Below are 24727 nucleotides of genomic sequence, written 5' to 3'. Positions count from 1 at the left end.
GAGTTGAAACGATCTTTCCTTGATCCTGCTCTCAAGCAGATAAATGAGAAAACACCTTTACTTGCTAAGTATAGTATTGATGATTCAGGAAAATTTCTGTTCTCAATAATTGATAAGCAAAATCCCGTCTGAACATAAATCAGACACATGAGCCTGTCATTTGCAAAATTTTGTCATGAAGATGGGCGAATTTCCACACAGCACCGGCGCCCGGCAAGGTGGCGGATTCCCACACGGCACCGACGCCCGGCAAGGTGGGCGGATTCCCACACGGCACCGGCGCCCGCGCAAGGTGGGTGGATTTCCACACGGCACCGGCGCCCGGCAAGGTGGGCGGATTTCCACACGGCACCGGCGCCCGGCAAGGTGGCGGATTTCCACACAGCACCGGCGCCCGGCAAGGTGGGCGGATTTCCACACAGCACCGGCGCCCGGCAAGGTGGGCGGATTTCCATAACTTTAATTATACCTTTGTGTTATTTGTGGATTGTGCAGCTCAGTGGGGCGCTGGCCGTGACGGTGCGGTGTCCCCGTAACCGGCCGCGCGGCGGCCGCTAACTCGCAGTACGGCGCCGCGACCGCAGGCGGGCCGCCGTACCCGCGCGCAGGCGCGCGGCGCCACTGCGCACCCCGTGGAGGACGTGCGGCAGCTGCGTGGCGGCGGGCTGGGTTATGGCTTAGCAGGGAGGGGGTTGGCCTGTTGCTCCGGTCAGTCCGCAGTTTCCGGCGATTTGCGGCCGGTGTCCGGTGGAGTCCGGCGCGGTCGCCTTCCATGCCCTGACGGGCATATGGCGGCACATCGCATTCGACGAACCCAACCTAACCGGAGTCATCAGGCTAGAATGTTATTCATCATTTATTTTCTCTGAATGGTTGCCTTTTGTCGTGTAGCGATAAATAGTCATGCGAGAAACATTGAAGCGCTTCGCAACAGCTCCTACTGTCATTTCAGGATCAGCAAGCAGAATTTTCATTTGCTTAATATCATCTTCCGAAAGTGACGGTTTTCTTCCCCCTACACGGCCCCTTGCGCGAGCAGCTGCGAGTCCAGATCTCGTTCGTTCAATATTGCGGTTGCGTTCAAAGTTAGAGAATATAGCCATCAGATGAGTATAGATTTCCCCGATAACAGGAGCGCTAGTATCTATTCTGTCTTTGATGGCTATAAAGGTGATTCCGCGCTTTTTCAGGTCGTCAAGCAACGTAATCACCTGGCTCAATGAACCGCCGAGCCGATCAAGCGCCCAAACAACCAGGGTATCACCTTCGCGCAATGCCTTCAGACAGTTCTCCAGTTCCGGGGCACCATTTTTGGCGCGTTTAGTGCCGCCGCGTGAGATCTGTTCATGATAGATTTGCTCGCAACCCGCTTTTGTCAGTTCATCAACCTGATGCGTTACATCCTGAAGATGTGTCGATTTACGCGCATAGCCGATTATCATTTTGCCACCCTATTTTGTTACATCGTTTTTGTTGTATTGATACTGTAACGGGTTTTGTTACAGCCGGAGAGCGTTTTATTGTATAGGCAACTGCTTATAGGGATGTGTCACAGAAACCATCGTTTTTGATACATTAATTTAACCAATAGGTTGCAGATCAAATCGCCTGTAACAGCCTTTCTGGCTGTTTGTATATAATTATGAAAAAATGGTGAGTAGAGTTTCAGGGTAACAGGGGATGTTTATGTCGGTTTTCCACAACTGGCTACTCGAGATCGCATGTGAGAATTACGGCACTGTTGCAAATAGTCGGTGGTGATAAACTTATCATCCCCTTTTGCTGATGGAGCTGCACATGAACCCATTCAAAGGCCGGCATTTTCAGCGTGACATCATTCTGTGGGCCGTACGCTGGTACTGCAAATACGGCATCAGTTACCGTGAGCTGCAGGAGATGCTGGCTGAACGCGGAGTGAATGTCGATCACTCCACGATTTACCGCTGGGTTCAGCGTTATGCGCCTGAAATGGAAAAACGGCTGCGCTGGTACTGGCGTAACCCTTCCGATCTTTGCCCGTGGCACATGGATGAAACCTACGTGAAGGTCAATGGCCGCTGGGCGTATCTGTACCGGGCCGTCGACAGCCGGGGCCGCACTGTCGATTTTTATCTCTCCTCCCGTCGTAACAGCAAAGCTGCATACCGGTTTCTGGGTAAAATCCTCAACAACGTGAAGAAGTGGCAGATCCCGCGATTCATCAACACGGATAAAGCGCCCGCCTATGGTCGCGCGCTTGCTCTGCTCAAACGCGAAGGCCGGTGCCCGTCTGACGTTGAACACCGACAGATTAAGTACCGGAACAACGTGATTGAATGCGATCATGGCAAACTGAAACGGATAATCGGCGCCACGCTGGGATTTAAATCCATGAAGACGGCTTACGCCACCATCAAAGGTATTGAGGTGATGCGTGCACTACGCAAAGGCCAGGCCTCAGCATTTTATTATGGTGATCCCCTGGGCGAAATGCGCCTGGTAAGCAGAGTTTTTGAAATGTAAGGCCTTTGAATAAGACAAAAGGCTGCCTCATCGCTAACTTTGCAACAGTGCCTTTTGGACTGCTTCGGCTTTTTTGGCAGGAATTTTCTTCACCAACTCAAAACGACTTTTGCGTTCCGTCAGCGTCAGCAAACAAGCTCCACCCGCTTTACCCAGTACGGTATCGGCTTCCCAATGTCCAAAGCGACTGCGATTTTGCGCCGAAATGGGACGGTCGTTCAAATGGTTGGATATCTGAATTTTGCCACGTTTTTCATGATGATTTTTTGTATGCCGTGTTTTGCCTTTGTGGCGCAGTTTGCGACTGGCTTTGCGTTCGCTTATATCAAACAACCCTGAATAAATACCACGATAAATGGTTGAATAACTAATGGATAATTCAGATTTTTCCAATTTTAATCGTGCGCTGATTTGTTCGGGCGACCAGTTTTCTGTCAGAAACTTTTCTTGCACCAAATTGAAATATTCAGGCTGCTCTAATTTGCGCTGTGCTTTGCTATTTTGACGATGCTTCAAATAGCTGTTTTGTGCGTTCGTTGCACTGTAGCTTTCTAGAGCGTGTCGTTTCAGCTCGCGAGAAATGGTGCTGGAGCTACGTCCCAGTGCTTTGGCAATTTCTGCTTGTTTTTTGCCCTGTGCGAGTAAAATCATTATCTTTTCTCGCTCGTTTATTGTAAGATGTCGGTAGGAAGTACTCATCATTTGGAAATGGTTTTTGTGTGGAAACAAAATTATATTCTAGTTGATGAGTACTTCTTTTTTTGTTGCACTTGGATTGTAAATTCAGCCTATAAAAATAGGCGTATCACGAGGCCCTTTCGTCTTCAAGAATTTTATAAACCGTGGAGCGGGCAATACTGAGCTGATGAGCAATTTCCGTTGCACCAGTGCCCTTCTGATGAAGCGTCAGCACGACGTTCCTGTCCACGGTACGCCTGCGGCCAAATTTGATTCCTTTCAGCTTTGCTTCCTGTCGGCCCTCATTCGTGCGTTCTAGGATCCTCCGGCGTTCAGCCTGTGCCACAGCCGACAGGATGGTGACCACCATTTGCCCCATATCACCGTCGGTACTGATCCCGTCATCAATGAACCGGACTGCCACGCCCTGAGCGTCAAATTCCTTTATCAGTTGGATCATATCGGCAGTGTCGCGGCCAAGACGGTCGAGCTTCTTAACCAGAATGACATCACCTTCCTCCACCTTCATCCTCAGCAAATCCAGCCCTTCCCGGTCTGTTGAACTGCCGGATGCCTTATCGGTAAATATACGGTTTGCTTTCACACCTGCGTCTTTGAGTGCTCTGACCTGAAGATCAAGAGACTGCTGACTGGTTGAGACCCGAGCGTAACCAAAAAGTCGCATAAAAATGTACCTTAAATCGAATATCGGACAACTCATGTCTATTATTACAAATTTACGATTTAATAGACATATTAATGTAACAGTTTTACGATGTCCGATAATTTATAACATTTCGTACGGTTGGAAAAATGTTACTAAATGCCCGTCAGGCAGGGAGGCCGATATGCCCGTTGACTTTCTGACCACTGAGCAGACTGAAAGCTATGGCAGATTCACCGGTGAACCGGATGAGCTTCAGCTGGCACGATATTTTCACCTTGATGAAGCAGACAAGGAATTTATCGGAAAAAGCAGAGGTGATCACAACCGTCTGGGCATTGCCCTGCAAATTGGATGTGTCCGTTTTCTGGGCACCTTCCTCACCGATATGAATCATATTCCTTCCGGCGTCCGGCATTTTACCGCCAGACAGCTCGGGATTCGTGATATCACCGTTCTTGCAGAATACGGTCAGAGGGAAAATACCCGCCGTGAGCATGCAGCGCTGATACGTCAGCACTATCAGTATCGTGAATTTGCCTGGCCCTGGACATTTCGCCTTACCCGTCTTTTATATACCCGGAGCTGGATAAGCAACGAACGTCCTGGCCTGCTTTTCGATCTGGCGACAGGGTGGCTTATGCAACATCGTATTATTCTCCCCGGAGCCACTACGCTGACCCGGTTGATTTCAGAGGTAAGGGAAAAGGCGACGTTGCGCCTGTGGAACAAACTGGCACTGATACCGTCAGCCGAACAGCGTTCACAGCTGGAGATGCTGCTGGGGCCAACTGATTGCAGCCGCCTGTCTTTACTGGAATCACTGAAAAAGGGCCCTGTGACCATCAGTGGTCCGGCGTTTAATGAAGCAATTGAACGCTGGAAAACTCTGAACGATTTTGGCCTGCATGCTGAAAACCTGAGTACACTCCCGGCTGTGCGCCTGAAAAATCTCGCACGTTATGCTGGTATGACTTCGGTGTTCAATATTGCCAGGATGTCACCGCAGAAAAGGATGGCGGTTCTGGTTGCCTTTGTCCTTGCATGGGAAACGCTGGCGCTGGATGATGCATTGGACGTTCTGGACGCCATGCTGGCCGTTATCATCCGTGACGCCAGAAAGATTGGGCAGAAAAAACGGCTCCGCTCGCTGAAGGATCTGGATAAATCTGCATTGGCGCTCGCCAGCGCATGTTCGTACCTGCTGAAAGAAGAAACACCGGACGAATCGATTCGTGCTGAGGTGTTCAGCTACATCCCAAGGCAAAAGCTGGCTGAAATCATCACGCTTGTCCGTGAAATTGCCCGGCCCTCAGACGATAATTTTCATGAAGAAATGGTGGAGCAGTACGGGCGCGTTCGTCGTTTCCTGCCCCATCTGCTGAATACCGTTAAATTTTCATCCGCACCTGCCGGGGTTACCACTCTGAATGCCTGTGACTACCTCAGCCGGGAGTTCAGCTCACGGCGGCAGTTTTTTGACGACGCACCAACGGAAATTATCAGTCGGTCATGGAAACGGCTGGTGATTAACAAGGAAAAACATATCACCCGCAGGGGATACACGCTCTGCTTTCTCAGTAAACTGCAGGATAGTCTGAGGCGGAGGGATGTCTACGTTACCGGCAGTAACCGGTGGGGAGATCCTCGTGCAAGATTACTACAGGGTGCTGACTGGCAGGCAAACCGGATTAAGGTTTATCGTTCTTTGGGGCACCCGACAGACCCGCAGGAAGCAATAAAATCTCTGGGTCATCAGCTTGATAGTCGTTACAGACAGGTTGCTGCACGTCTTTGCGAAAATGAGGCTGTCGAACTCGATGTTTCTGGCCCGAAGCCCCGGTTGACAATTTCTCCCCTCGCCAGTCTTGATGAGCCGGACAGTCTGAAACGACTGAGCAAAATGATCAGTGATCTACTCCCTCCGGTGGATTTAACGGAGTTGCTGCTCGAAATTAACGCCCATACCGGATTTGCTGATGAGTTTTTCCATGCTAGTGAAGCCAGTGCCAGAGTTGATGATCTGCCCGTCAGCATCAGCGCCGTGCTGATGGCTGAAGCCTGCAATATCGGTCTGGAACCACTGATCAGATCAAATGTTCCTGCACTGACCCGACACCGGCTGAACTGGACAAAAGCGAACTATCTGCGGGCTGAAACTATCACCAGCGCTAATGCCAGACTGGTTGATTTTCAGGCAACGCTGCCACTGGCACAGATATGGGGTGGAGGAGAAGTGGCATCTGCAGATGGAATGCGCTTTGTTACGCCAGTCAGAACAATCAATGCCGGACCGAACCGCAAATACTTTGGTAATAACAGAGGGATCACCTGGTACAACTTTGTGTCCGATCAGTATTCCGGCTTTCATGGCATCGTTATACCGGGGACGCTGAGGGACTCTATCTTTGTGCTGGAAGGTCTTCTGGAACAGGAGACCGGGCTGAATCCAACCGAAATTATGACCGATACAGCAGGTGCCAGCGAACTTGTCTTTGGCCTTTTCTGGCTGCTGGGATACCAGTTTTCTCCACGCCTGGCTGATGCCGGTGCTTCGGTTTTCTGGCGAATGGACCATGATGCCGACTATGGCGTGCTGAATGATATTGCCAGAGGGCAATCAGATCCCCGAAAAATAGTCCTTCAGTGGGACGAAATGATCCGGACCGCTGGCTCCCTGAAGCTGGGCAAAGTACAGGTTTCAGTGCTGGTCCGTTCATTGCTGAAAAGTGAACGTCCTTCCGGACTGACTCAGGCAATCATTGAAGTGGGGCGCATCAACAAAACGCTGTATCTGCTTAATTATATTGATGATGAAGATTACCGCCGGCGCATTCTGACCCAGCTTAATCGGGGAGAAAGTCGCCATGCCGTTGCCAGAGCCATCTGTCACGGTCAAAAAGGTGAGATAAGAAAACGATATACCGACGGTCAGGAAGATCAACTGGGCACACTGGGGCTGGTCACTAACGCCGTCGTGTTATGGAACACTATTTATATGCAGGCAGCCCTGGATCATCTCCGGGCGCAGGGTGAAACACTGAATGATGAAGATATCGCACGCCTCTCCCCGCTTTGCCACGGACATATCAATATGCTCGGCCATTATTCCTTCACGCTGGCAGAACTGGTGACCAAAGGACATCTGAGACCATTAAAAGAGGCGTCAGAGGCAGAAAACGTTGCTTAACGTGAGTTTTCGTTCCACTGAGCGTCAGACCCCTAAAATCCTGATGCTGATGTAGTCCCGTTTTATCGTCATCACGAAGCTTTCTGCTATGCCATTGCTTTCCGGGCTTCGCACTGCTGTCGTACAAGGCTCCAGTCCCAGCAACCGGGCGAACGCCGGCACTGTTGGCAACTGCCTTCCGAAGCGTTTTTCCACCGCACCCAGCATGACATCCTGCACCGTTTCTTTGTCATAGCCTCCGGTGCTCGCTGCCCAGTCAATGATCTCCCTGTCGCAGCAGTCCTGCGCGAAGGTCACCCGCAGCTTTTCGCCATTATCACAGCGGAACTCAAAGCCATCTGAGCACCAGCGCCGGTTACTTTCCGCTACTGCTACGCGCCCCTTATGGGCCCGCTTACGGCAAGGATCAGCGGGTTTACGTTCAAGAAGCAGATTATGCGTTCTCATAATGCGATACACCCGCTTTGCATTAACCACAGGCAGGCCGTCCCGCTCCGACTCCCGTCGCAGCAGCGCCCACACACGGCGATAACCATACGTCGGCAGGTCAGCCACCGCCATGTTTATCCGGGACAATACGGTGGTATCGTCAGAACGGGGCTGCCGTCTGCGATCCTGTCAGTCAGATGGCCGGTGAACCCGAATGCTCAACTGCGCACGCGACACGCTAAGACTTCTGCAAACGTCGCTTATTCGTCGTTCCCAGGCAACGAGGGCGCATGCGCAATCCATTTTTTTGCCCGGCCGAACTCCACGGCCTCTTTGAGTATCTCGGCTTCCATCGTCTTTTTGCCCAGAAGGCGCTGGAGTTCGCGAATTTGCTTATTGGCGGCAGCGAGTTCGGAGGCCGGCACCACTTCCTCGCCCGATGCAACAGCCGTCAGTGAACCGTCTTAATATTGCTTGCGCCATTTGAATATCTGGTTTGCATTGATGCCATGCAGGCGCGCGACATGAGACACGGTCATACCGGGCTCCATAGTCTGCTGAATAATGGCAATTTTTTCCTGCGGTGTACGACGCCGACGCCGCTCAGGTCCTGATAACACTTCAACCATCTTATCGTTCTGACTGGTATTAAACATAGTTCCAAGACTACCTCTTATTTTAAGAGAGTCGAAGTGTCTGGTGATCTATGGGGCCAGTCTAGCCCTCTTCCAAGTGTAGGGAGATATAGTCAAAGTTTGCTTCTCCGCCGATGAGTCCGCCCTGCGTCGGATAGTCCGATTTTTTACCGGCGAAGCACGGCTCTCCTAACCCTATCTAAAGCGAATAACTTTTTTCAACAGGGCCGCGTGCCAATGCAAGAGCGATAGGCGCTCTACGCGCCAATTTGACCACTTAAAACAGGTAAATTGAGGGGTTGTAATGTGTTGATGTAACAGGCTTTTATTTTAATGTCTTGGCATATGTATAATGGTAGTCTAGCCCTCCTTTCAACAAGGAGTACTCATGGAAACCTACAATCATACATATCGGCACCACAACTTTTCACATAAAGACTTAAGTGATCTCACCTTCACCGCTTGCACATTCATTCGCAGCGACTTTCGACGTGCTAACTTGCGTGATACGACATTCGTCAACTGCAAGTTCATTGAACAGGGTGATATCGAAGGCTGCCACTTTGATGTCGCAGATCTTCGTGATGCAAGTTTCCAACAATGCCAACTTGCGATGGCAAACTTCAGTAATGCCAATTGCTACGGTATAGAGTTCCGTGCGTGTGATTTAAAAGGTGCCAACTTTTCCCGAACAAACTTTGCCCATCAAGTGAGTAATCGTATGTACTTTTGCTCAGCATTTATTTCTGGATGTAATCTTTCCTATGCCAATATGGAGAGGGTTTGTTTAGAAAAATGTGAGTTGTTTGAAAATCGCTGGATAGGAACGAACCTAGCGGGTGCATCACTGAAAGAGTCAGACTTAAGTCGAGGTGTTTTTTCCGAAGATGTCTGGGGGCAATTTAGCCTACAGGGTGCCAATTTATGCCACGCCGAACTCGACGGTTTAGATCCCCGCAAAGTCGATACATCAGGTATCAAAATTGCAGCCTGGCAGCAAGAACTGATTCTCGAAGCACTGGGTATTGTTGTTTATCCTGACTAATTGCTTTGATGTGTGATTTTAAACGCTCAAATTTATAAAACGAATAATATTGTCAACCTTGCAATAATAGACATAGGGACAACCATGTATAAATTTTTACCCTCAGGCGTCTTCACAATAGAGCCATATAGCAGTGGGTCACTTAGTGGGCTTAATTTTTCCATTAAAGATAATATTAATATTGCTCAGTATAAAACATCATATGGTAGCCCATCTTGGCAAGTAAACATAAGGCTGCCATTTATAAGGCACTGTTGCAAAAATGTGGAGGTGATAGGGGTACTACGCCGGAACCCCAGATTTTTCCGTCCGTTCAAATTATCCACGGTTGAGCAGCTTGATCCCGTCCGCCCGCAGTTGACCAACAGGGGAAATATGCCTGTACAAAGTTTGCCGGGTTATCCCAAGTTCCTGGCATAGCGTACTGACCTTTGTTTCTGATTGTCCCATTGATGCCATTGCCAGTCGCAGTTTGACTGGCGTCATTTTATAAGGTCGGCCGCCGTTCCGCCCACGGGCTCTTGCTGATGCCAGACCTGCAGTCGTTCTTTCAGCAATCAGTTCGCGCTCAAACTCCGCCAGTGCGGCAAAGATACCGAAGACAAGCTTGCCAGCGGCCGTTGTTGTGTCGATAGTCGCCCCGTGACCGGTCAGCACTTTCAGACCGGTCCCCCTCGCGGTCAGGTCGTGCACTGTATTAATGAGATGACGAAGATCACGACCGAGGCGGTCCAGCTTCCATACGACCGAGAGCATAAAAAATATTGGGGCAGCGTGAGCTATGCTGCCATCGCTGGTCCCTTCCCGTCACTTTGAAAACCCGGATACCAGCAGACAAATTTATCCTGCAGTTCGTTATTCAAAACGGCGGTCCGGGTCTGTAACAAATAATGAGCCCCTTTTCTGCTCCACTGCATCTGCTGCTTTTTGGCCATTCGTCTGGCGATCACTTCATTGATCGTGGATTCCACAAACGCGGTTGATACCGGCTCTCCGTACCGACGCATTTCGCCGTAGTTTGGGATCATCATCTTATTATTCCGGATGTAGGTATACATTTCATCCAGATGTTTTTGCAGGGATTTCAGGCTAGGATAGCTGAGTTCAGGGTCATCGCAATACATAACGCAATTATCAATATGTTCCAGCGCAGCGACAACATTGCCATGCCAGAGATATCGTTTAATGCTTTCCAGCAGTGCCAGAACTTTACTCCCCGCCTCTGGATCTGATACCAGCAGTCCCCGGGCATATTGCATGAGCACCTTCAGCCTCATGGTGATATGAAACCAGTCCAGCACATGCGTTGACTCAGGGTACATACCGAACTGGAGGTCCCTGAGATTATCCGCGCCGTCGGACAGAAAAAATATCTGCTGGTTGGCCTGCATTCCCTGCGCTGAAAGGTGGGTCATGAGCCTGCGTTCCGGATGACAGTCATCCTTCTGAACAAAACCGAAGCGGCGGGTGTCAGCAGGCGCACCAACGGAAAAAGACTTCCCGGCAATAATTTCAAAATTACGCTTTTTGTCATCCCGATCGCGAACATAACGGCACTGTTGCAAAGTTAGCGATGAGGCAGCCTTTTGTCTTATTCAAAGGCCTTACATTTCAAAAACTCTGCTTACCAGGCGCATTTCGCCCAGGGGATCACCATAATAAAATGCTGAGGCCTGGCCTTTGCGTAGTGCACGCATCACCTCAATACCTTTGATGGTGGCGTAAGCCGTCTTCATGGATTTAAATCCCAGCGTGGCGCCGATTATCCGTTTCAGTTTGCCATGATCGCATTCAATCACGTTGTTCCGGTACTTAATCTGTCGGTGTTCAACGTCAGACGGGCACCGGCCTTCGCGTTTGAGCAGAGCAAGCGCGCGACCATAGGCGGGCGCTTTATCCGTGTTGATGAATCGCGGGATCTGCCACTTCTTCACGTTGTTGAGGATTTTACCCAGAAACCGGTATGCAGCTTTGCTGTTACGACGGGAGGAGAGATAAAAATCGACAGTGCGGCCCCGGCTGTCGACGGCCCGGTACAGATACGCCCAGCGGCCATTGACCTTCACGTAGGTTTCATCCATGTGCCACGGGCAAAGATCGGAAGGGTTACGCCAGTACCAGCGCAGCCGTTTTTCCATTTCAGGCGCATAACGCTGAACCCAGCGGTAAATCGTGGAGTGATCGACATTCACTCCGCGTTCAGCCAGCATCTCCTGCAGCTCACGGTAACTGATGCCGTATTTGCAGTACCAGCGTACGGCCCACAGAATGATGTCACGCTGAAAATGCCGGCCTTTGAATGGGTTCATGTGCAGCTCCATCAGCAAAAGGGGATGATAAGTTTATCACCACCGACTATTTGCAACAGTGCCGTCCAAAAAGCCATGATTGAATTGCTGGATTCACATATATTGCGGTCAATTACGCCAGACCGTGGTAAAGAATTTGCCCAACATCGTTTGGTAACAGAAGCACTGGGTGTAGAATTTTACTTCCCCGAGCCGCATCAACCGTGGACACGGGGAACGAATGAAAATACAAATGGGTTACTTCGTGAATACTTTCCGAAGCACCAAGACATCAATCAGTGGAGCGAAGTTGATATTCAACAGGTGATCAATAAACTGAATTTACGACCACGTAAATGTTTAGGTTGGAAAACACCTTATGAAGTTTACTTCAAAAAATCGTTGCACTTGGTTTGACAATTCAAGAGGTTAATGTCATGATAATAATGGTTTCTTAGACGTCAGGTGGCACTTTTCGGGGAAATGTGCGCGGAACCCCTATTTGTTTATTTTTCTAAATACATTCAAATATGTATCCGCTCATGAGACAATAACCCTGGTAAATGCTTCAATAATATTGAAAAAGGAAGAGTATGAGTATTCAACATTTTCGTGTCGCCCTTATTCCCTTTTTTGCGGCATTTTGCCTTCCTGTTTTTGCTCACCCAGAAACGCTGGTGAAAGTAAAAGATGCTGAAGATCAGTTGGGTGCACGAGTGGGTTACATCGAACTGGATCTCAACAGCGGTAAGATCCTTGAGAGTTTTCGCCCCGAAGAACGTTTTCCAATGATGAGCACTTTTAAAGTTCTGCTATGTGGTGCGGTATTATCCCGTGTTGACGCCGGGCAAGAGCAACTCGGTCGCCGCATACACTATTCTCAGAATGACTTGGTTGAGTACTCACCAGTCACAGAAAAGCATCTTACGGATGGCATGACAGTAAGAGAATTATGCAGTGCTGCCATAACCATGAGTGATAACACTGCTGCCAACTTACTTCTGACAACGATCGGAGGACCGAAGGAGCTAACCGCTTTTTTGCACAACATGGGGGATCATGTAACTCGCCTTGATCGTTGGGAACCGGAGCTGAATGAAGCCATACCAAACGACGAGCGTGACACCACGATGCCTGCAGCAATGGCAACAACGTTGCGCAAACTATTAACTGGCGAACTACTTACTCTAGCTTCCCGGCAACAATTAATAGACTGGATGGAGGCGGATAAAGTTGCAGGACCACTTCTGCGCTCGGCCCTTCCGGCTGGCTGGTTTATTGCTGATAAATCTGGAGCCGGTGAGCGTGGGTCTCGCGGTATCATTGCAGCACTGGGGCCAGATGGTAAGCCCTCCCGTATCGTAGTTATCTACACGACGGGGAGTCAGGCAACTATGGATGAACGAAATAGACAGATCGCTGAGATAGGTGCCTCACTGATTAAGCATTGGTAACTGTCAGACCAAGTTTACTCATATATACTTTAGATTGATTTAAAACTTCATTTTTAATTTAAAAGGATCTAGGTGAAGATCCTTTTTGATAATCTCATGACCAAAATCCCTTAACGTGAGTTTTCGTTCCACTGAGCGTCAGACCCCAATAAGACAAAAGGCTGCCTCATCGCTAACTTTGCAACAGTGCCTTACCGGTTCTATTTGTCTTTTAGTGATTCTATAAACCTCATTACGTCTGAATATAAAAATCTATTATTTGATTTATGTGGCTCATGAGGTTGTGGGATTGTCTTGTTTTTGAATGTGCCAGTTTTCTTAATGGCAAAGATTAACTCACCTTCTGTTATTCCTAACATTTCAGCAAATGTTTTTGCTTCTATAGTTACTGACTTCATTTAATTAACTCTCATGGTATCGATTTCTTTACCGGCATCTTTAACAATGGTGCTCGTTTCTAGCGTTGCTGCGGTACGCTTCATCATCGTCTGCGGGGCGGTTGCGATAGTGAAGGAGCTACCGGGCGTGAGCAAATCTATCAGGCGCTGGCCGCTGATAATCTCCATCCGTTCACTGGCAATACTGACAGATTTTGAACCTGCGCCGGTTTTCCCGGTATGGCAAAACAGACCGCGACAGTTATGACGTTTAAGCAACTTCTCGAACTCCTGTACGTGCTGTAAAGCAATATGGCCGCGATAGCGTTTAGCCTGAATAAGATAGCGATATTTTCCTATTATTACCTGGCCGTCAATGCCTCCATCGCCGGTATAGCGTTTGTTTCTGATGGTTCTGAAGCCATGCGCTTCAAATCCTTCCAGCAACAGTTCTTCAAACACAAAAGGATCAATTTTTCTCAGGTAGTTAATTTTTTGTGGGAAGCCCGGCAACGTCTTTATGCGCTCCAGCACCCGCCGCGCACTTTGCTGCTTCCTTTTGTGTCGCCTGTGCCGTACTGAACGCCGGAAGAATACAACGGCAAGCAGTACGATGGCGCTGCAAGCCCATAGAATAAGGTTTTCTGTAGTGGGGAAGGGGATCATGGTTATAGTGGGCTTTCTGAGGGTAAAGAAAAGGGCGGTTAAACCGCCCTGATGTTTAGCGACGGCTGTATACCTGCCACGAAGCGCTGCCTGACTGATTCTGGCAAATCCGCCCGTAAAGTACGGTGCCGGTCGAGTAGCGGGCGCCATTCAGATAGCAATAGCCGCTGGATTGCAGCAGTTCGTTGCGCAGCTTTTCTTCCTGCTTTGATAGCCGGGACTCCGCAGACTGCAAACGAACGGATAATTCGTTAATCTGGCGTTGCTGGTTATTCAGCTGGCTCTGCATCGCATTACCTTTATCCTGGCTGACGCAACCAGTTAAGAGAGCTGTACAGGCTAATGCACTTAATATTATTTTTTTCACGTTGGCTCCTTAAATTGAGATTATTCCTGGTTCGCCTATAAGCGAACTTTCCCGTATTTACTTATGATCTGGCTTATCATCGACTGGTTACTTCCACCTTCGCCATTATCCGGGCATTCATTAAGAAAAGCCTTCCTAGCATCCTTCGTGTGGTTGGGTAAAAAGCCGTGCTTGTTCTTTTTAACGATATTGAAGAAAGCAGCTTCAGCACTGTTACACTCGCTTCCGCCGCTATCGCCGGTGAGCTTGCCCGCCATGCACATAATAACTTTGCAGGGATCTTCAGCATGGCTGGCAGGAAGATAAAGCAGACTACCAGCTGCTATCAGAGGTATTAAGAGTTTCTTCATTTTTTGTCCTTAACAGTTTGTTCAGATATACACTCGCCAGAATGTTGATAAAGGTAAGTAATATTAATAATAACGCTGCGTTATAAATGGATTTGTAACCTATATCGCCTGCAATATATTCGACAACAAAAATGAAAATCGTTAAAATTGTGTAAAACTTGATTAACTTTCCTGTAATTTTTTTAACGATATAAGCAACTGAATAAGAGCCGGATTTGATGATGCTGGCGAGTAACCTGATCGCATGGACACGAAATTTTCTAAAAATGGGCGGAATGGAAGATGCTTTTTTCTTCCTTCTGCTTTTTTGCCTTTCCGCAAAATCAATAAGTTCGCCCATTTTTATACCCTCCGGTTATATCTTCAGATCATCAAGTGATAAACCACTATCAAGCAGCTCTTTGAGCCATGTGGGTCGGCGGCCAGTCCCGGACCAGGTATTTTCTGCGTTCCTGGGGTCGCGGTATTTTGCTGGTCTATGTTCTCTGGGGTTGGCTACGCCCTGCATCTTCATGGCTTCCAGGCTAATGCCAGCGTCCAATTTTGCAGTTAGCCAGGCCGGGCGCTTCCCTATACCAGTCCACGTATTAAAAGGGTTATCCGGGTCACGATACACGGGTTCGCCTTTTGGTCGTTTTTCTGATTTCAGGGGAACCAGCATCACCTTCCTTCCTTCCTTCAGCGGTTTTCTTTTCGTTTCTTCTTGACACGATCTCATTAGCCCTTATCATAAACAAAAGTCGTCGAAATTACAATTACGCGGTGAAACATAAATGAGTAAACATCCAAAACTCCTGGTTCTCGCTCTGGCCTGCCTTGCTTGTGCTGGCCGTGCCAGTGCTGCGCCTGCCTCCGATGAAGTTGCCAGGCTTGCGCAGAGATGTGCGCCTGATGTTTCACCCTTAACGATGGCGTACATCGTCGGCCATGAGTCCTCAAATGGACCGTACAGGATCAATATTAACGGTAGTATTCAGTTAAAACAGCAACCGCGTACTGAAGCTGAGGCCGTCAGCGTTGCGAAAGTTCTGCTGAAGGATAATAAAAGTTTTGATATGGGCCTTGCACAAATTAACTCAAATAATTTAGTGGGCCTGGGTCTTTCGGTTGACGATATTTTCAAACCCTGCATCAACCTGCGGGCGAGCCAGACCATTCTTAAAGCCTGTTATGATAGCGCCCTGAAATCCTACCCAGCCGGGCAGGTTGCGCTGAGACACGCGCTTTCCTGCTACAACACCGGCTCACTCACAAACGGGATTTCTAACGGGTATGTCACGAAAGTTATCAACGTGGCGCGTCAATCAACTGATTTGAAAATCCCTACGCTGCTACCTGACGGCCAGACCAGTGAGGACAGCACCGCGAATGAGCCTCAGCAGGCAAAAAGTACGGCGCCGCAGTATGACGGTGAACAAGATGTTTTTGGTTCTGGTGATGGCGATGCCTTCAGCCGAAATAATACGGATGCCTTTTTAACCAGACAGGAAACAGCGAAGGGGGAATGAGGTTATGAATGGAACGTTTGTATCTTGTATTGCAATCACAGATCCTGGAGTTATTTGAAGCAGGAAAAGTGAAGGAGGTAACGATAGAACGGGTTTCATTAAAGAAGTGGTATCCCGTTTTTCAGATAGACGATGAACAGCTGGGCCAGATCGCATGTTCCATTCGGGTTAACAAAGAGCATGAGCTACGAACCTGGGCTGATTTAAGGCTACTGGCAGAGTTTTTGAAAGATAAGTGTGGCGTTGAAGAATGCCGGTTAAATCTGCAATCAACAGAAGATAGTGAGTAAGGAGAAAGTATGACCACGTTGTTTAAGAAGTATGGCCCTGCGGTAGTTATGGGCGTTTTGTCCATTGCCCTGCCGCAAATTGCGCTGGCCGCTGGCACCGATACTGGTGAATCAACCGCTACATCAATCCAGACGTGGTTGAGCACATGGATTCCAATTGGTTGTGCTATTGCGATCATGGTTAGTTGCTTTATGTGGATGCTTCACGTAATCCCAGCCAGCTTTATTCCTCGTATCGTAATCTCTCTGATTGGTATTGGTTCTGCATCATATCTGGTTTCCCTGACGGGCGTAGGAAGCTGAACAACGCGAAAAGGGGGGACTTTTGTCCCCCAAAGTGAGGACTACAAAGATGTTCGTTGACGGGAAAAGACCGCTTTTCAAAGGTGCGACTCGCTTACCTCGCGCGCTGGGTGTACCACGTAATGTAGCTATGATGATATTCATGATTTCTGCCTCGCTTTTTATGATTATTCATATGTGGGCGATCCTGGTGTTCGTCTTTTTGTGGATTCCTTCAGCTGCATTAACAAAATATGACGACCGCATGTTTCGAATTATGGGCCTGTGGTTGAAAACCAAATTCAGTAATTGGTTTGATTCTCCGTTTAAGCAGTGGGGAGGATCGTCTTATTCCTCTGTTGACTACAAACGTAAGGGTTTAAAATAATGAGAGCTGCCACCGCTACGAAGCCAAAAAAAATTGATGCCTACCGTAAGGAGCCATCAGTAAATAAAAAGTATTTGCCCTATTCTTATCACCTCAATGATTACGTGATTTCGATGGAAAACGGCGATCTGATGGCTTTTTTCAAGCTGGATGGCCGCACACATGACTGCGCATCAGATCGGGAACTGGTCACCTGGCATAAAGACCTTAATACGCTGGTCAAGAGCTTCGGAACAGACCATGTAGAGCTGTGGACGCATGAATATCACCATGAGGCTAAAGAGTACCCGGATGGTGAGTATGACCATTTTTTCCCTGCTTATATTGATCAATATAACCGTAAGTTGCACGGTGATTCCAAGCAGCTGATTAATGACCTTTATCTGACCGTTATTTACAAACAGGTAGGGGATAAAACACAGAAGTTTCTGGCGAAATTTGAAAAGCCGACTCGTGACGAAATTCAGCAAATGCAGAATGAGGCGCTTGAAGGTCTGGAAGATATTTCTGAACAAATCCTGGAAGCAATGAAGCCGTATGGCATTCAGCAGTTGGGTATCTATTATCGTGACAAACGCGGTGTTGAAATTCCTGCGCCTGATAAAAAAGAACGTGAAGAACTTGCTGAAGTCGATGAATCAGACATTTTTGACGAAGCCATTGTTATCGAACGCAACGAGCCTGAACCTTCGCAGGCTCACGCTTATTCAAAAGCGCTGGAGTTCCTTTATTTCCTCGCAAATATGGAATGGGCCATCGTGCCTGTTTGCCGTGATCGTATCCGTGAGTACATCATGGACAACCGCCCTGTTAGCTCCCTGTGGGGGGATGTTGTCCAGATCAGAACGGTAGATCACAACTTCTATACCACCGGCATTGAATTTCGTGAATACGAAGAAGATACAGAGCCAGGCCAGCTTAACATGCTTAAAGAAGCCGATTTTGAATACCTTCTGACGCAGAGTTTTTCTTGCCTCTCTGAATCTTCAGCTAAAACGTTTCTGACGCATCAGGAAAAATCTTTGCAGGAAACGCGCGACCGTGCGCAAAGCCAGCTGGCACAGCTTGGTACCGCGCTCGATATGCTGACGTCCAGAGAGTTCGTGATGGGCTACCATCATGGAACCGTGCATGTCTGGGATAATGACCAAAACGCGGTACAGCGCAAAGCGCGTCGTGTGAAGGTTATGCTAACCGGCTGTGGCGTGGTTGGTGGGACTCTCAGCCTGGCCTCTGAGGCTGCATATTATGCGAGACTGCCTGGCAACCAGAAATGGGCGCCGCGCCCGGTTCCGATAAACTCATGGAACTTCCTGCACTTCAGCCCGTTCCACAATTTTATGCGTGGCAAGCCTGACAATAACCCGTGGGGGCCAGCGCTGACCATGTTCCGCACGATCAGCGGTACGCCACTCTATTTTAATTTCCATGTGACCCCGCTTGAAGAACTTTCCTACGGTAAACGCCCACTGGGCCATGCGTTAATAACGGGTATGTCGGGGGAAGGTAAAACCACGCTGCTTAACTTCCTGCTGGCGCAGTCAATGAAGTACAACCCGCGACTTTTTGTTTATGACCGTGACCGCGGTATGGAGCCGTTCATTCGAAGCGTTGGTGGCTACTATAAAGTTCTGCAACAGGGTATGCCGTCCGGGTTTGCCCCGCTTCAGATTGAACCGACCAAACGCAATATTGCCCTCATTAAAAACCTGTTCCGCATTTGTGTGGAAACCACCAATAACGGGCCTATCAGCGCAACGATGGCTACCGAACTGGCTGAAGGCGTTGATGCGGTTATGGGGGAAGGCTCACTTATTCCACGCGAGGCGCGCACCGTTACGATCCTGGACGGGTACGTGAATGAAGTTGTGGAAAATGGCGTATCACTGAAAGGGCTGCTGCGCGAATGGACGCGCGAAGGCCAGTATGGCTGGCTGTTTGACAATGATAAAGACAGCCTGGATCTCAGCGCGAATGATATTTTTGGCTTCGATTTATCCGAGTTTATCGCAGCCAAAGAGGAAGTATCCAGCCCGGCCCGTACTCCGCTCATGATGTACCTTCTGTACCGGGTACGTGACTCCATCGACGGCAAACGCCGCGTCATTCAGTGCTTTGACGAGTTCCACGCCTACCTTGACGATCCGGTTATCGAGCGTGAAGTTAAGCGTGGTATCAAAACTGACCGTAAGAAAGACGCTATCTATGTGTTTGCCACGCAGGAGCCGAACGATGCGCTGTCCAGCCGTATTGGCCGCACGATCATGTCGCAGACCGTCACAAAAATCTGCCTGCGCGATCCGGAAGCTATCCGAGAGGATTATGCCTTCCTTACTGATGCTGAATACGACGCGCTGATGTCGATTACCGAACACTCCAGACAGTTCCTGGTTAAACAAGGGCAACAGTCTGCGATTGCTTCTTTCAATCTCTACCCTCGCAACAGCGACGATATTGATGCAGATATTAAGACAATGGACAACGTACTTAGCGTGTTGTCCGGTGAACCACAAAACGCCGAAATTGCGCATGAGCTGGTTGAACGGCTCGGTAATGACCCTGAAGTATGGCTCAAAGAATACTGGCGCCTGACGGCTTAACAACGAGGCAAAACTCCATGAAAAAATCACTTACGGCAGTGCTGCTGACCACCGGCTTGATTCTTGGGGGCGCGCAAAGCGCCTCCGCTGGCATCATCGTATCCAACCCCACCGAGCTGATTAAACAGGGTGAACAGCTTGAACAAATGGCTCAACAGCTGGAGCAGCTTAAAAGCCAGCTGGAGACGCAGAAAAATATGTATGAGTCGATGGCTAAAACAACCAACCTGGGCGATCTGCTGGGGACGTCAACCAATACGCTGGCGAATAACCTGCCTGACAACTGGAAAGAGGTGTACAGCGACGCGATGAACTCCAGTTCGTCGGTCACGCCTTCTGTTAACAGCATGATGGGCCAGTTTAATGCTGAGGTTGACGACATGACGCCCAGCGAAGCAATCGCCTATATGAACAAAAAGCTGGCGGAAAAAGGTGCTTACGACCGTGTGATGGCCGAAAAAGCCTACAACAACCAGATGCAAGAGCTGAGCGATATGCAGGCGCTGACGGAGCAGATTAAATCGACGCCAGACCTGAAATCCATTGCCGACCTGCAAGCACGTATCCAGACGTCACAAGGCGCTATACAGGGTGAGCAGGCGAAGCTGAATTTGATGAATATGTTACAGCAATCGCAGGACAAACTTTTGCGCGCACAGAAGGATCGTGCGACCCGTAATTTTGTTTTTGGAACCGGTGGGGACGTTACCGCGTCACCTTCAATTAACTGAGGAAATTATGAAAAAACTACTGCTGCTTATCCCTTTCTTCCTGGTGGCCTGCGACGCTTCGCATGACGTTGATTGGTACAAAAAGCATGACAAAGAGCGCAAGGCAACGATCGAGGAGTGCAAGAAGAATGCTGATGAACTCCAGAAGCCAGACTGCAAAAACGCGCGTGAGGCTGATCGCCAGCTGTTTGTTCACGGTAAAGAGGACGGTGAAATTAACTCACCGAAAATTTAAGAGTAAGGAGGCAATATGGCATTCACCCTGGTACAAGACATTTTCGCAAAAGTAGACGGGGCGATTACGTCAATGGTGAGCGCCAACGTTGCCACCATTATCTCTGACGTTACGCCTCTGGTGGCAACCTGCCTGACCATAAAGCTGATGATGCAGGGCTTGTACTCGATGTTTAATCCGGGGGCAGGCGACAGCCTAAGCTCGCTGATTAAAGAGTATCTATCTATAGCCCTTATCCTGAGCTTTGCGACGGCAGGCGGCTGGTTTCAGCAGGATTTGGTTAATGTGGCGCTTCACATGCCAGATGATTTTGCTGGCATCTTATCTTCCCCTGATAAAGTCGAAGCCAGCGGCGTACCGGCGATCATTGATAGCGGTATTGAAAAAGGCGTCAGGATTGTAAATACAGCGTGGGATGCGGCAGATGTATTTTCGTCAAGCGGTCTGGCCGCATATGCCATTGGCGGAATTATGTTGGTTGCTACCGTTGTGCTGGGTGGCCTCGGTGCGGGCTTTGTGATCATGGCGAAAATCCTTCTTGCCGTTACGCTTTGTTTCGGCCCGATTGCCATTTTCTGCCTGCTGTGGGGGCCAACAAAAAACATCTTCGCGCGCTGGCTTGGATCGGTAATCAACTACGGGCTGGTCGTTGTCGTGCTGGCTCTCGTGTTTGGTTTCATCATGCAGATGTTCGACAACCTTCTGTCCTCGATGAACTCCGATGCGGCCTATTCATCTATCACTGGCTCTATGGCCGCGCTGCTGCTGACCATTATCTCTATCTTTGTTCTGTTTCAGATCCCGCAGGTCGCCCAGAGCTGGGGTAGCGGTATCAGTGCCGGTGTCGCAGATGCTGCACGTTCTACCGGTTCTTCAATGCAGGCGCTTGGCAACATGGGTAGTCATGGCATGTTTGGCGGTAATGCGTTCCGGGGCGGTAATACCGGCGGCGGCCAGCAATCGGCAGGTGGAGGAAGTGGCAGCAACAGCGGAGGAAGCAGTGGTTCTAATTTAAGTGGTAAGGCAAGGGGCAGTCGCGGGAAGAAGGCTGCATAAAATTAAAACAAAAGTCGTTGAAATTGCAATTTCGACGACTTATTATAATTGGTACGTTCAACAACCGATAATGGATGCCGTAATGCGCAGCTTATTGCTTATGGGAGTTCTTCTGATTAGCGCCTGTTCCAGCGGGCATAAACCGCCACCGGAGCCGGACTGGAGCAACACCGTTCCAGTAAACAAAACAATCCCGGTTGATACGCAAGGTGGTGCAAATGAAAGCTAATAAAAAAACAGGGCTTACACGTGAAGCCATTAAAGAGTTCAACGAAAGCCGTAAAGGGCTTGAAGTTGATCTGATGGATGAAGTGCTGAAGTCCCGGCGTACCGCCTGGATGGTTGCCACCGGTTCAGCGGTGGTAACTGTTTTTGCACTCTCTTTAGTTGGTTACGTAGTGCATAAGTACAGCCAGCCAATCCCCGCACATCTGCTAACGCTCAACGAGGCCACTCACGAAGTACAGCAGGTCAAGCTGACCCGCGACCAGACCTCTTATGGTGACGAAATTGATAAGTTCTGGCTGACACAATATGTCATTCACCGTGAGAGCTATGACTTCTATTCAGTTCAGGTCGACTATACGGCCGTTGGCTTAATGTCCACGCCGAACGTGGCAGAGTCTTACCAGAGCAAGTTCAAGGGCCGCAATGGTCTTGATAAGGTTCTGGGCGACAGTGAAACGACCCGCGTGAAGATTAACTCTGTGATCCTCGATAAACCGCACGGCGTAGCAACAATACGCTTTACTACGGTTCGCCGCGTGCGCAGCAATCCCGTTGATGATCAGCCGCAGCGCTGGATTGCCATTATGGGGTATGAATATAAATCGCTGGCGATGAATGCTGAGCAGCGTTATGTCAACCCGCTGGGTTTCCGCGTGACGAGTTATCGCGTCAACCCGGAAGTTAACTGAGGGCTGCCCCATGAAAAAACTACTTCTTTCAGCAGTCGTTTTGTCAGTCCTGGGAGGCGCGGCCACTAACGTTATGGCGCTTGAGGTTGGCCGCAATTCTCCTTATGACTATCGCATTAAAAGCGTTGTTTATAACCCTGTTAATGTGGTCAAAATTGACGCTGTCGCCGGTGTGGCTACCCACATTGTTGTCGCGCCTGACGAAACCTATATCACTCATGCTTTTGGCGATTCTGAAAGCTGGACGTTTGCGCACAAAATGAACCATTTTTTTGTGAAGCCGAAACAGGCCATGAGTGATACCAACCTGGTGATCGTCACCGATAAGCGCACCTATAACATCGTCCTCCATTTCATCGGTGAAGAAACGAAGAAAAATGCAGACGGTACGGTATCAAAATCCTTTATTGAAACGCCGTGGGCTGTGCGCCATGCCGTTCTTCAGCTGACCTATGAATATCCGTTTGAGCAGCAGGAAAAAGCCAAAAGCGCGGCTGATAAAAAACGCATTACGCAGAAGCTGAAGCAGACGGCTTTTGCGGGGGCGAAGAACTATCAGTACGTAATGAGCGAACAGCCTGAAATGCGCAGCATCCAGCCGGTTCACGTCTGGGATAACTACCGCTTTACCCGGTTTGAGTTTCCGGCCAATGCGGAGTTACCGCAGGTCTACATGATCTCGGCCAGTGGCAAAGAAACGCTGCCTAACTCTCATGTTGTGGGTGAGAACCGCAACATCATCGAGGTGGAAACCGTCGCTAAAGAGTGGCGTATTCGTCTGGGCGATAAAGTCGTTGGCGTTCGTAATAATAATTTCGCGCCGGGCGCCGGTGCGGTAGCAACCGGTACGGCTTCCCCGGATGTGCGCAGGGTTCAAATTGGGGAGGATAACTGATGGCCCGTAAAAGTGTCGATGTAGATCAGGAACTCGATGAAAACACCGGAGACGGTGAATTTGAAAGCGAGCGTGGCGGATTTAATGGCAGTAACCGCCGTTCGGCTCCTGGTATGAAAGCCTTTGTCATACTGATGGCGCTGCTTGCTTTGGTATTCATCGGGATTACGGTCATGGGTAAAATTCGCGCCCCGGCTAAAGCTGAAGCTGATAAAGACGGTGGTAAAGCGCAACAGGCCAATACACTGCCAAACTACAGCTTTAACAGCGATCCTGATGTTAATAAACCTGCAACTGCGCAGAATAGCGCCACTGATGCCCGTGCTGTGCAGGCTGCCGCACAGGCAGATGCAGATGCGGGCAGCAGCAATACCGGCGCGCGTACCTCTAATAAGCGTAAAGAACCTTCGCCTGAAGAACTGGCTATGCAGCGTCGTCTGGGCGGCGAGCTGGCCCAGACTAATCAGGCGGCTACAAGCAATAGTCCCGGAGCGCAGCCCCAGGACAACGAAACAAGCGAAGGTAGTTCAGCACTCGCTAAAAACCTGACTCCTGCAAGGCTGAAGGCTAGCCGCGCTGGAGTCATGGCTAATCCCAGCCTGACTGTTCCGAAAGGCAAAATGATCCCCTGTGGTACCGGCACCGAGCTGGATACCACTGTTCCGGGTCAGGTTTCCTGCCGGGTTTCACAGGACGTTTACTCAGCTGATGGACTCGTTAGGCTGATTGATAAAGGCTCATGGGTTGACGGGCAGATTACCGGTGGTATCAAAGACGGCCAGGCGCGCGTGTTTGTTCTCTGGGAGCGTATCCGTAATGACCAGGACGGGACAATCGTTAATATTGACAGTGCCGGAACGAACTCACTCGGCAGCGCGGGGATTCCGGGCCAGGTGGATGCCCATATGTGGGAGCGTCTGCGTGGTGCGATCATGATTTCGTTGTTCTCTGACACCTTAACGGCGCTGGTTAACCAGACGCAGAGTAATAACATTCAGTACAACAGCACAGAAAACAGCGGTGGGCAGCTGGCGTCTGAAGCACTCCGCTCTTACATGTCTATCCCCCCTACCCTCTACGATCAGCAGGGTGATGCGGTGAGCATTTTTGTTGCCCGCGACCTCGATTTCAGCGGCGTTTATACGCTCGCAGACAACTAAAAAAGTGGGCGCTTAGCGCC

26 protein-coding genes and 5 pseudogenes are annotated in these 24727 nt (G+C 49.4%); 18 read left to right on the top strand and 13 right to left on the bottom strand.

What is annotated here, in order from left to right:
• The first annotated feature begins 3 nt into the window (after window positions 1-3).
• Window positions 4-132 (top strand): hypothetical protein, encoded by a 129-nt coding sequence (locus tag PI91_RS26660; RefSeq protein ID WP_006789970.1) that lies wholly within the window; start codon window positions 4-6, stop codon window positions 130-132.
• A gap of 713 nt (window positions 133-845) precedes the next feature.
• Here the strand turns inward: PI91_RS26660 and PI91_RS20765 are convergent.
• A complete protein-coding gene (locus tag PI91_RS20765) occupies window positions 846-1442 on the bottom strand; it encodes a recombinase family protein (protein ID WP_000583524.1) in 597 nt (198 codons plus the stop codon).
• Between the two features lie 355 nt (window positions 1443-1797).
• Here PI91_RS20765 and PI91_RS20760 point away from each other — a divergent pair, with 355 nt between their 5' ends.
• Window positions 1798-2502 (top strand): IS6-like element IS26 family transposase, encoded by a 705-nt coding sequence (locus tag PI91_RS20760; RefSeq protein WP_001067855.1) that lies wholly within the window; start codon window positions 1798-1800, stop codon window positions 2500-2502.
• 39 nt (window positions 2503-2541) lie between these two features.
• Here the strand turns inward: PI91_RS20760 and PI91_RS20755 are convergent.
• Window positions 2542-3204: pseudogene (locus tag PI91_RS20755) on the bottom strand (IS30-like element ISApl1 family transposase); the annotation flags it as partial.
• 103 nt (window positions 3205-3307) lie between these two features.
• Complete coding sequence (locus PI91_RS20750) at window positions 3308-3865, bottom strand: recombinase family protein (protein WP_001235713.1); 558 nt, start codon at window positions 3863-3865, stop codon at window positions 3308-3310.
• A 163-nt stretch (window positions 3866-4028) separates the two neighbouring features.
• On the opposite strand from PI91_RS20750, the gene PI91_RS20745 reads away from it, so the two are divergent.
• Entirely contained in the window at window positions 4029-7034 is a 3006-nt protein-coding gene (locus PI91_RS20745) for a Tn3-like element Tn3 family transposase (protein ID WP_001143760.1), read from the top strand.
• 42 nt (window positions 7035-7076) lie between these two features.
• On the opposite strand, the pseudogene PI91_RS20740 reads toward PI91_RS20745, so the two are convergent.
• A pseudogene (locus PI91_RS20740) lies at window positions 7077-8092 on the bottom strand (IS3 family transposase); the annotation flags it as partial.
• 394 nt (window positions 8093-8486) lie between these two features.
• Here PI91_RS20740 and PI91_RS20725 point away from each other — a divergent pair.
• A complete protein-coding gene (locus PI91_RS20725; RefSeq protein WP_001516695.1) occupies window positions 8487-9143 on the top strand; it encodes a quinolone resistance pentapeptide repeat protein QnrS1 in 657 nt (218 codons plus the stop codon).
• 318 nt (window positions 9144-9461) lie between these two features.
• Here PI91_RS20725 and PI91_RS20720 read toward each other — a convergent pair.
• The 3 genes and pseudogenes from PI91_RS20720 to PI91_RS20710 all read right to left on the bottom strand — a co-directional run.
• Window positions 9462-9890: pseudogene (locus tag PI91_RS20720) on the bottom strand (recombinase family protein); the annotation flags it as partial.
• Window positions 9891-9922: 32 nt separating this feature from the next.
• A pseudogene (locus tag PI91_RS20715) lies at window positions 9923-10693 on the bottom strand (ISKra4-like element ISKpn19 family transposase); the annotation flags it as partial.
• A 54-nt stretch (window positions 10694-10747) separates the two neighbouring features.
• Window positions 10748-11452, bottom strand: a complete 705-nt coding sequence (locus tag PI91_RS20710; protein ID WP_001067855.1) for an IS6-like element IS26 family transposase — start codon at window positions 11450-11452, stop codon at window positions 10748-10750.
• A 60-nt stretch (window positions 11453-11512) separates the two neighbouring features.
• Here PI91_RS20710 and PI91_RS25380 point away from each other — a divergent pair.
• Both PI91_RS25380 and PI91_RS20705 read left to right on the top strand, forming a co-directional pair.
• Window positions 11513-11848: pseudogene (locus PI91_RS25380) on the top strand (IS30 family transposase); the annotation flags it as partial.
• A gap of 176 nt (window positions 11849-12024) precedes the next feature.
• On the top strand, window positions 12025-12885 hold the full coding sequence (locus PI91_RS20705; protein ID WP_000027057.1) for a broad-spectrum class A beta-lactamase TEM-1: 861 nt from the start codon (window positions 12025-12027) through the stop codon (window positions 12883-12885).
• Window positions 12886-13085: 200 nt separating this feature from the next.
• Here PI91_RS20705 and PI91_RS20700 read toward each other — a convergent pair whose 3' ends face one another.
• The 6 genes from PI91_RS20700 to PI91_RS20675 form a co-directional block, all read right to left on the bottom strand.
• Window positions 13086-13283: a hypothetical protein gene (locus PI91_RS20700; protein ID WP_000844102.1), complete on the bottom strand. Its 198-nt coding sequence runs from the start codon at window positions 13281-13283 to the stop codon at window positions 13086-13088.
• Complete coding sequence (locus tag PI91_RS20695; protein WP_113771515.1) at window positions 13284-13928, bottom strand: restriction endonuclease; 645 nt, start codon at window positions 13926-13928, stop codon at window positions 13284-13286. It lies immediately after the preceding gene.
• Window positions 13929-13983: 55 nt separating this feature from the next.
• The gene (locus tag PI91_RS20690; RefSeq protein ID WP_001191790.1) at window positions 13984-14217 is read right to left on the bottom strand and encodes a hypothetical protein; all 234 of its coding nucleotides are present in this window, start codon (window positions 14215-14217) and stop codon (window positions 13984-13986) included.
• A gap of 113 nt (window positions 14218-14330) precedes the next feature.
• Entirely contained in the window at window positions 14331-14645 is a 315-nt protein-coding gene (locus PI91_RS20685) for a TrbM/KikA/MpfK family conjugal transfer protein (RefSeq protein ID WP_000734776.1), read from the bottom strand.
• Complete coding sequence (locus PI91_RS20680; protein WP_000504251.1) at window positions 14608-14985, bottom strand: hypothetical protein; 378 nt, start codon at window positions 14983-14985, stop codon at window positions 14608-14610. The genes PI91_RS20685 and PI91_RS20680 overlap by 38 nt, the downstream gene beginning before the upstream one ends.
• A 15-nt stretch (window positions 14986-15000) precedes the next feature.
• Window positions 15001-15306 carry an H-NS family nucleoid-associated regulatory protein gene (locus tag PI91_RS20675; RefSeq protein WP_000960954.1) on the bottom strand — a complete coding sequence of 102 codons (306 nt, stop codon included), beginning with the start codon at window positions 15304-15306 and terminating at the stop codon, window positions 15001-15003.
• A gap of 112 nt (window positions 15307-15418) precedes the next feature.
• On the opposite strand from PI91_RS20675, the gene PI91_RS20670 reads away from it, so the two are divergent.
• From PI91_RS20670 to virB10, 12 genes are all read left to right on the top strand, one after another.
• Window positions 15419-16153, top strand: coding sequence for a lytic transglycosylase domain-containing protein (locus tag PI91_RS20670; protein ID WP_000033783.1), 735 nt, complete (start codon window positions 15419-15421; stop codon window positions 16151-16153).
• Window positions 16154-16161: 8 nt separating this feature from the next.
• On the top strand, window positions 16162-16443 hold the full coding sequence (gene korA, locus PI91_RS20665; protein WP_000440698.1) for a transcriptional repressor KorA: 282 nt from the start codon (window positions 16162-16164) through the stop codon (window positions 16441-16443).
• Between the two features lie 9 nt (window positions 16444-16452).
• Complete coding sequence (locus PI91_RS20660; protein ID WP_000209137.1) at window positions 16453-16746, top strand: TrbC/VirB2 family protein; 294 nt, start codon at window positions 16453-16455, stop codon at window positions 16744-16746.
• A 49-nt stretch (window positions 16747-16795) separates the two neighbouring features.
• Window positions 16796-17113, top strand: a complete 318-nt coding sequence (locus PI91_RS20655; protein ID WP_000496058.1) for a VirB3 family type IV secretion system protein — start codon at window positions 16796-16798, stop codon at window positions 17111-17113.
• Window positions 17113-19713: a VirB4 family type IV secretion/conjugal transfer ATPase gene (locus PI91_RS20650; protein WP_001200711.1), complete on the top strand. Its 2601-nt coding sequence runs from the start codon at window positions 17113-17115 to the stop codon at window positions 19711-19713. Before PI91_RS20655 ends, PI91_RS20650 begins: the two co-directional genes overlap by 1 nt.
• A 17-nt stretch (window positions 19714-19730) precedes the next feature.
• Window positions 19731-20444: a type IV secretion system protein gene (locus PI91_RS20645; protein WP_000749362.1), complete on the top strand. Its 714-nt coding sequence runs from the start codon at window positions 19731-19733 to the stop codon at window positions 20442-20444.
• A 7-nt stretch (window positions 20445-20451) separates the two neighbouring features.
• Complete coding sequence (gene eexN / locus PI91_RS20640; protein WP_000734973.1) at window positions 20452-20679, top strand: IncN-type entry exclusion lipoprotein EexN; 228 nt, start codon at window positions 20452-20454, stop codon at window positions 20677-20679.
• Window positions 20680-20694: 15 nt separating this feature from the next.
• Window positions 20695-21735, top strand: a complete 1041-nt coding sequence (locus tag PI91_RS20635; RefSeq protein ID WP_000886022.1) for a type IV secretion system protein — start codon at window positions 20695-20697, stop codon at window positions 21733-21735.
• Window positions 21736-21805: 70 nt separating this feature from the next.
• The gene (locus PI91_RS26655; protein ID WP_012561180.1) at window positions 21806-21964 is read left to right on the top strand and encodes a hypothetical protein; all 159 of its coding nucleotides are present in this window, start codon (window positions 21806-21808) and stop codon (window positions 21962-21964) included.
• A complete protein-coding gene (locus PI91_RS20630; protein ID WP_000646594.1) occupies window positions 21954-22652 on the top strand; it encodes a virB8 family protein in 699 nt (232 codons plus the stop codon). Before PI91_RS26655 ends, PI91_RS20630 begins: the two co-directional genes overlap by 11 nt.
• A gap of 10 nt (window positions 22653-22662) precedes the next feature.
• Window positions 22663-23547 (top strand): TrbG/VirB9 family P-type conjugative transfer protein, encoded by an 885-nt coding sequence (locus PI91_RS20625; protein ID WP_000735067.1) that lies wholly within the window; start codon window positions 22663-22665, stop codon window positions 23545-23547.
• Window positions 23547-24707, top strand: a complete 1161-nt coding sequence (virB10, locus tag PI91_RS20620) for a type IV secretion system protein VirB10 (protein WP_000101711.1) — start codon at window positions 23547-23549, stop codon at window positions 24705-24707. The genes PI91_RS20625 and virB10 overlap by 1 nt, the downstream gene beginning before the upstream one ends.
• Window positions 24708-24727: the final 20 nt, after the last annotated feature.

The organism is Enterobacter sp. FB, from assembly GCF_000805795.1.
GTDB classification, from domain to species: domain Bacteria; phylum Pseudomonadota; class Gammaproteobacteria; order Enterobacterales; family Enterobacteriaceae; genus Enterobacter; species Enterobacter roggenkampii.
Note: the sequence above shows the minus strand (reverse complement) of the source record. Positions and strands in the feature narration are given on the sequence as shown.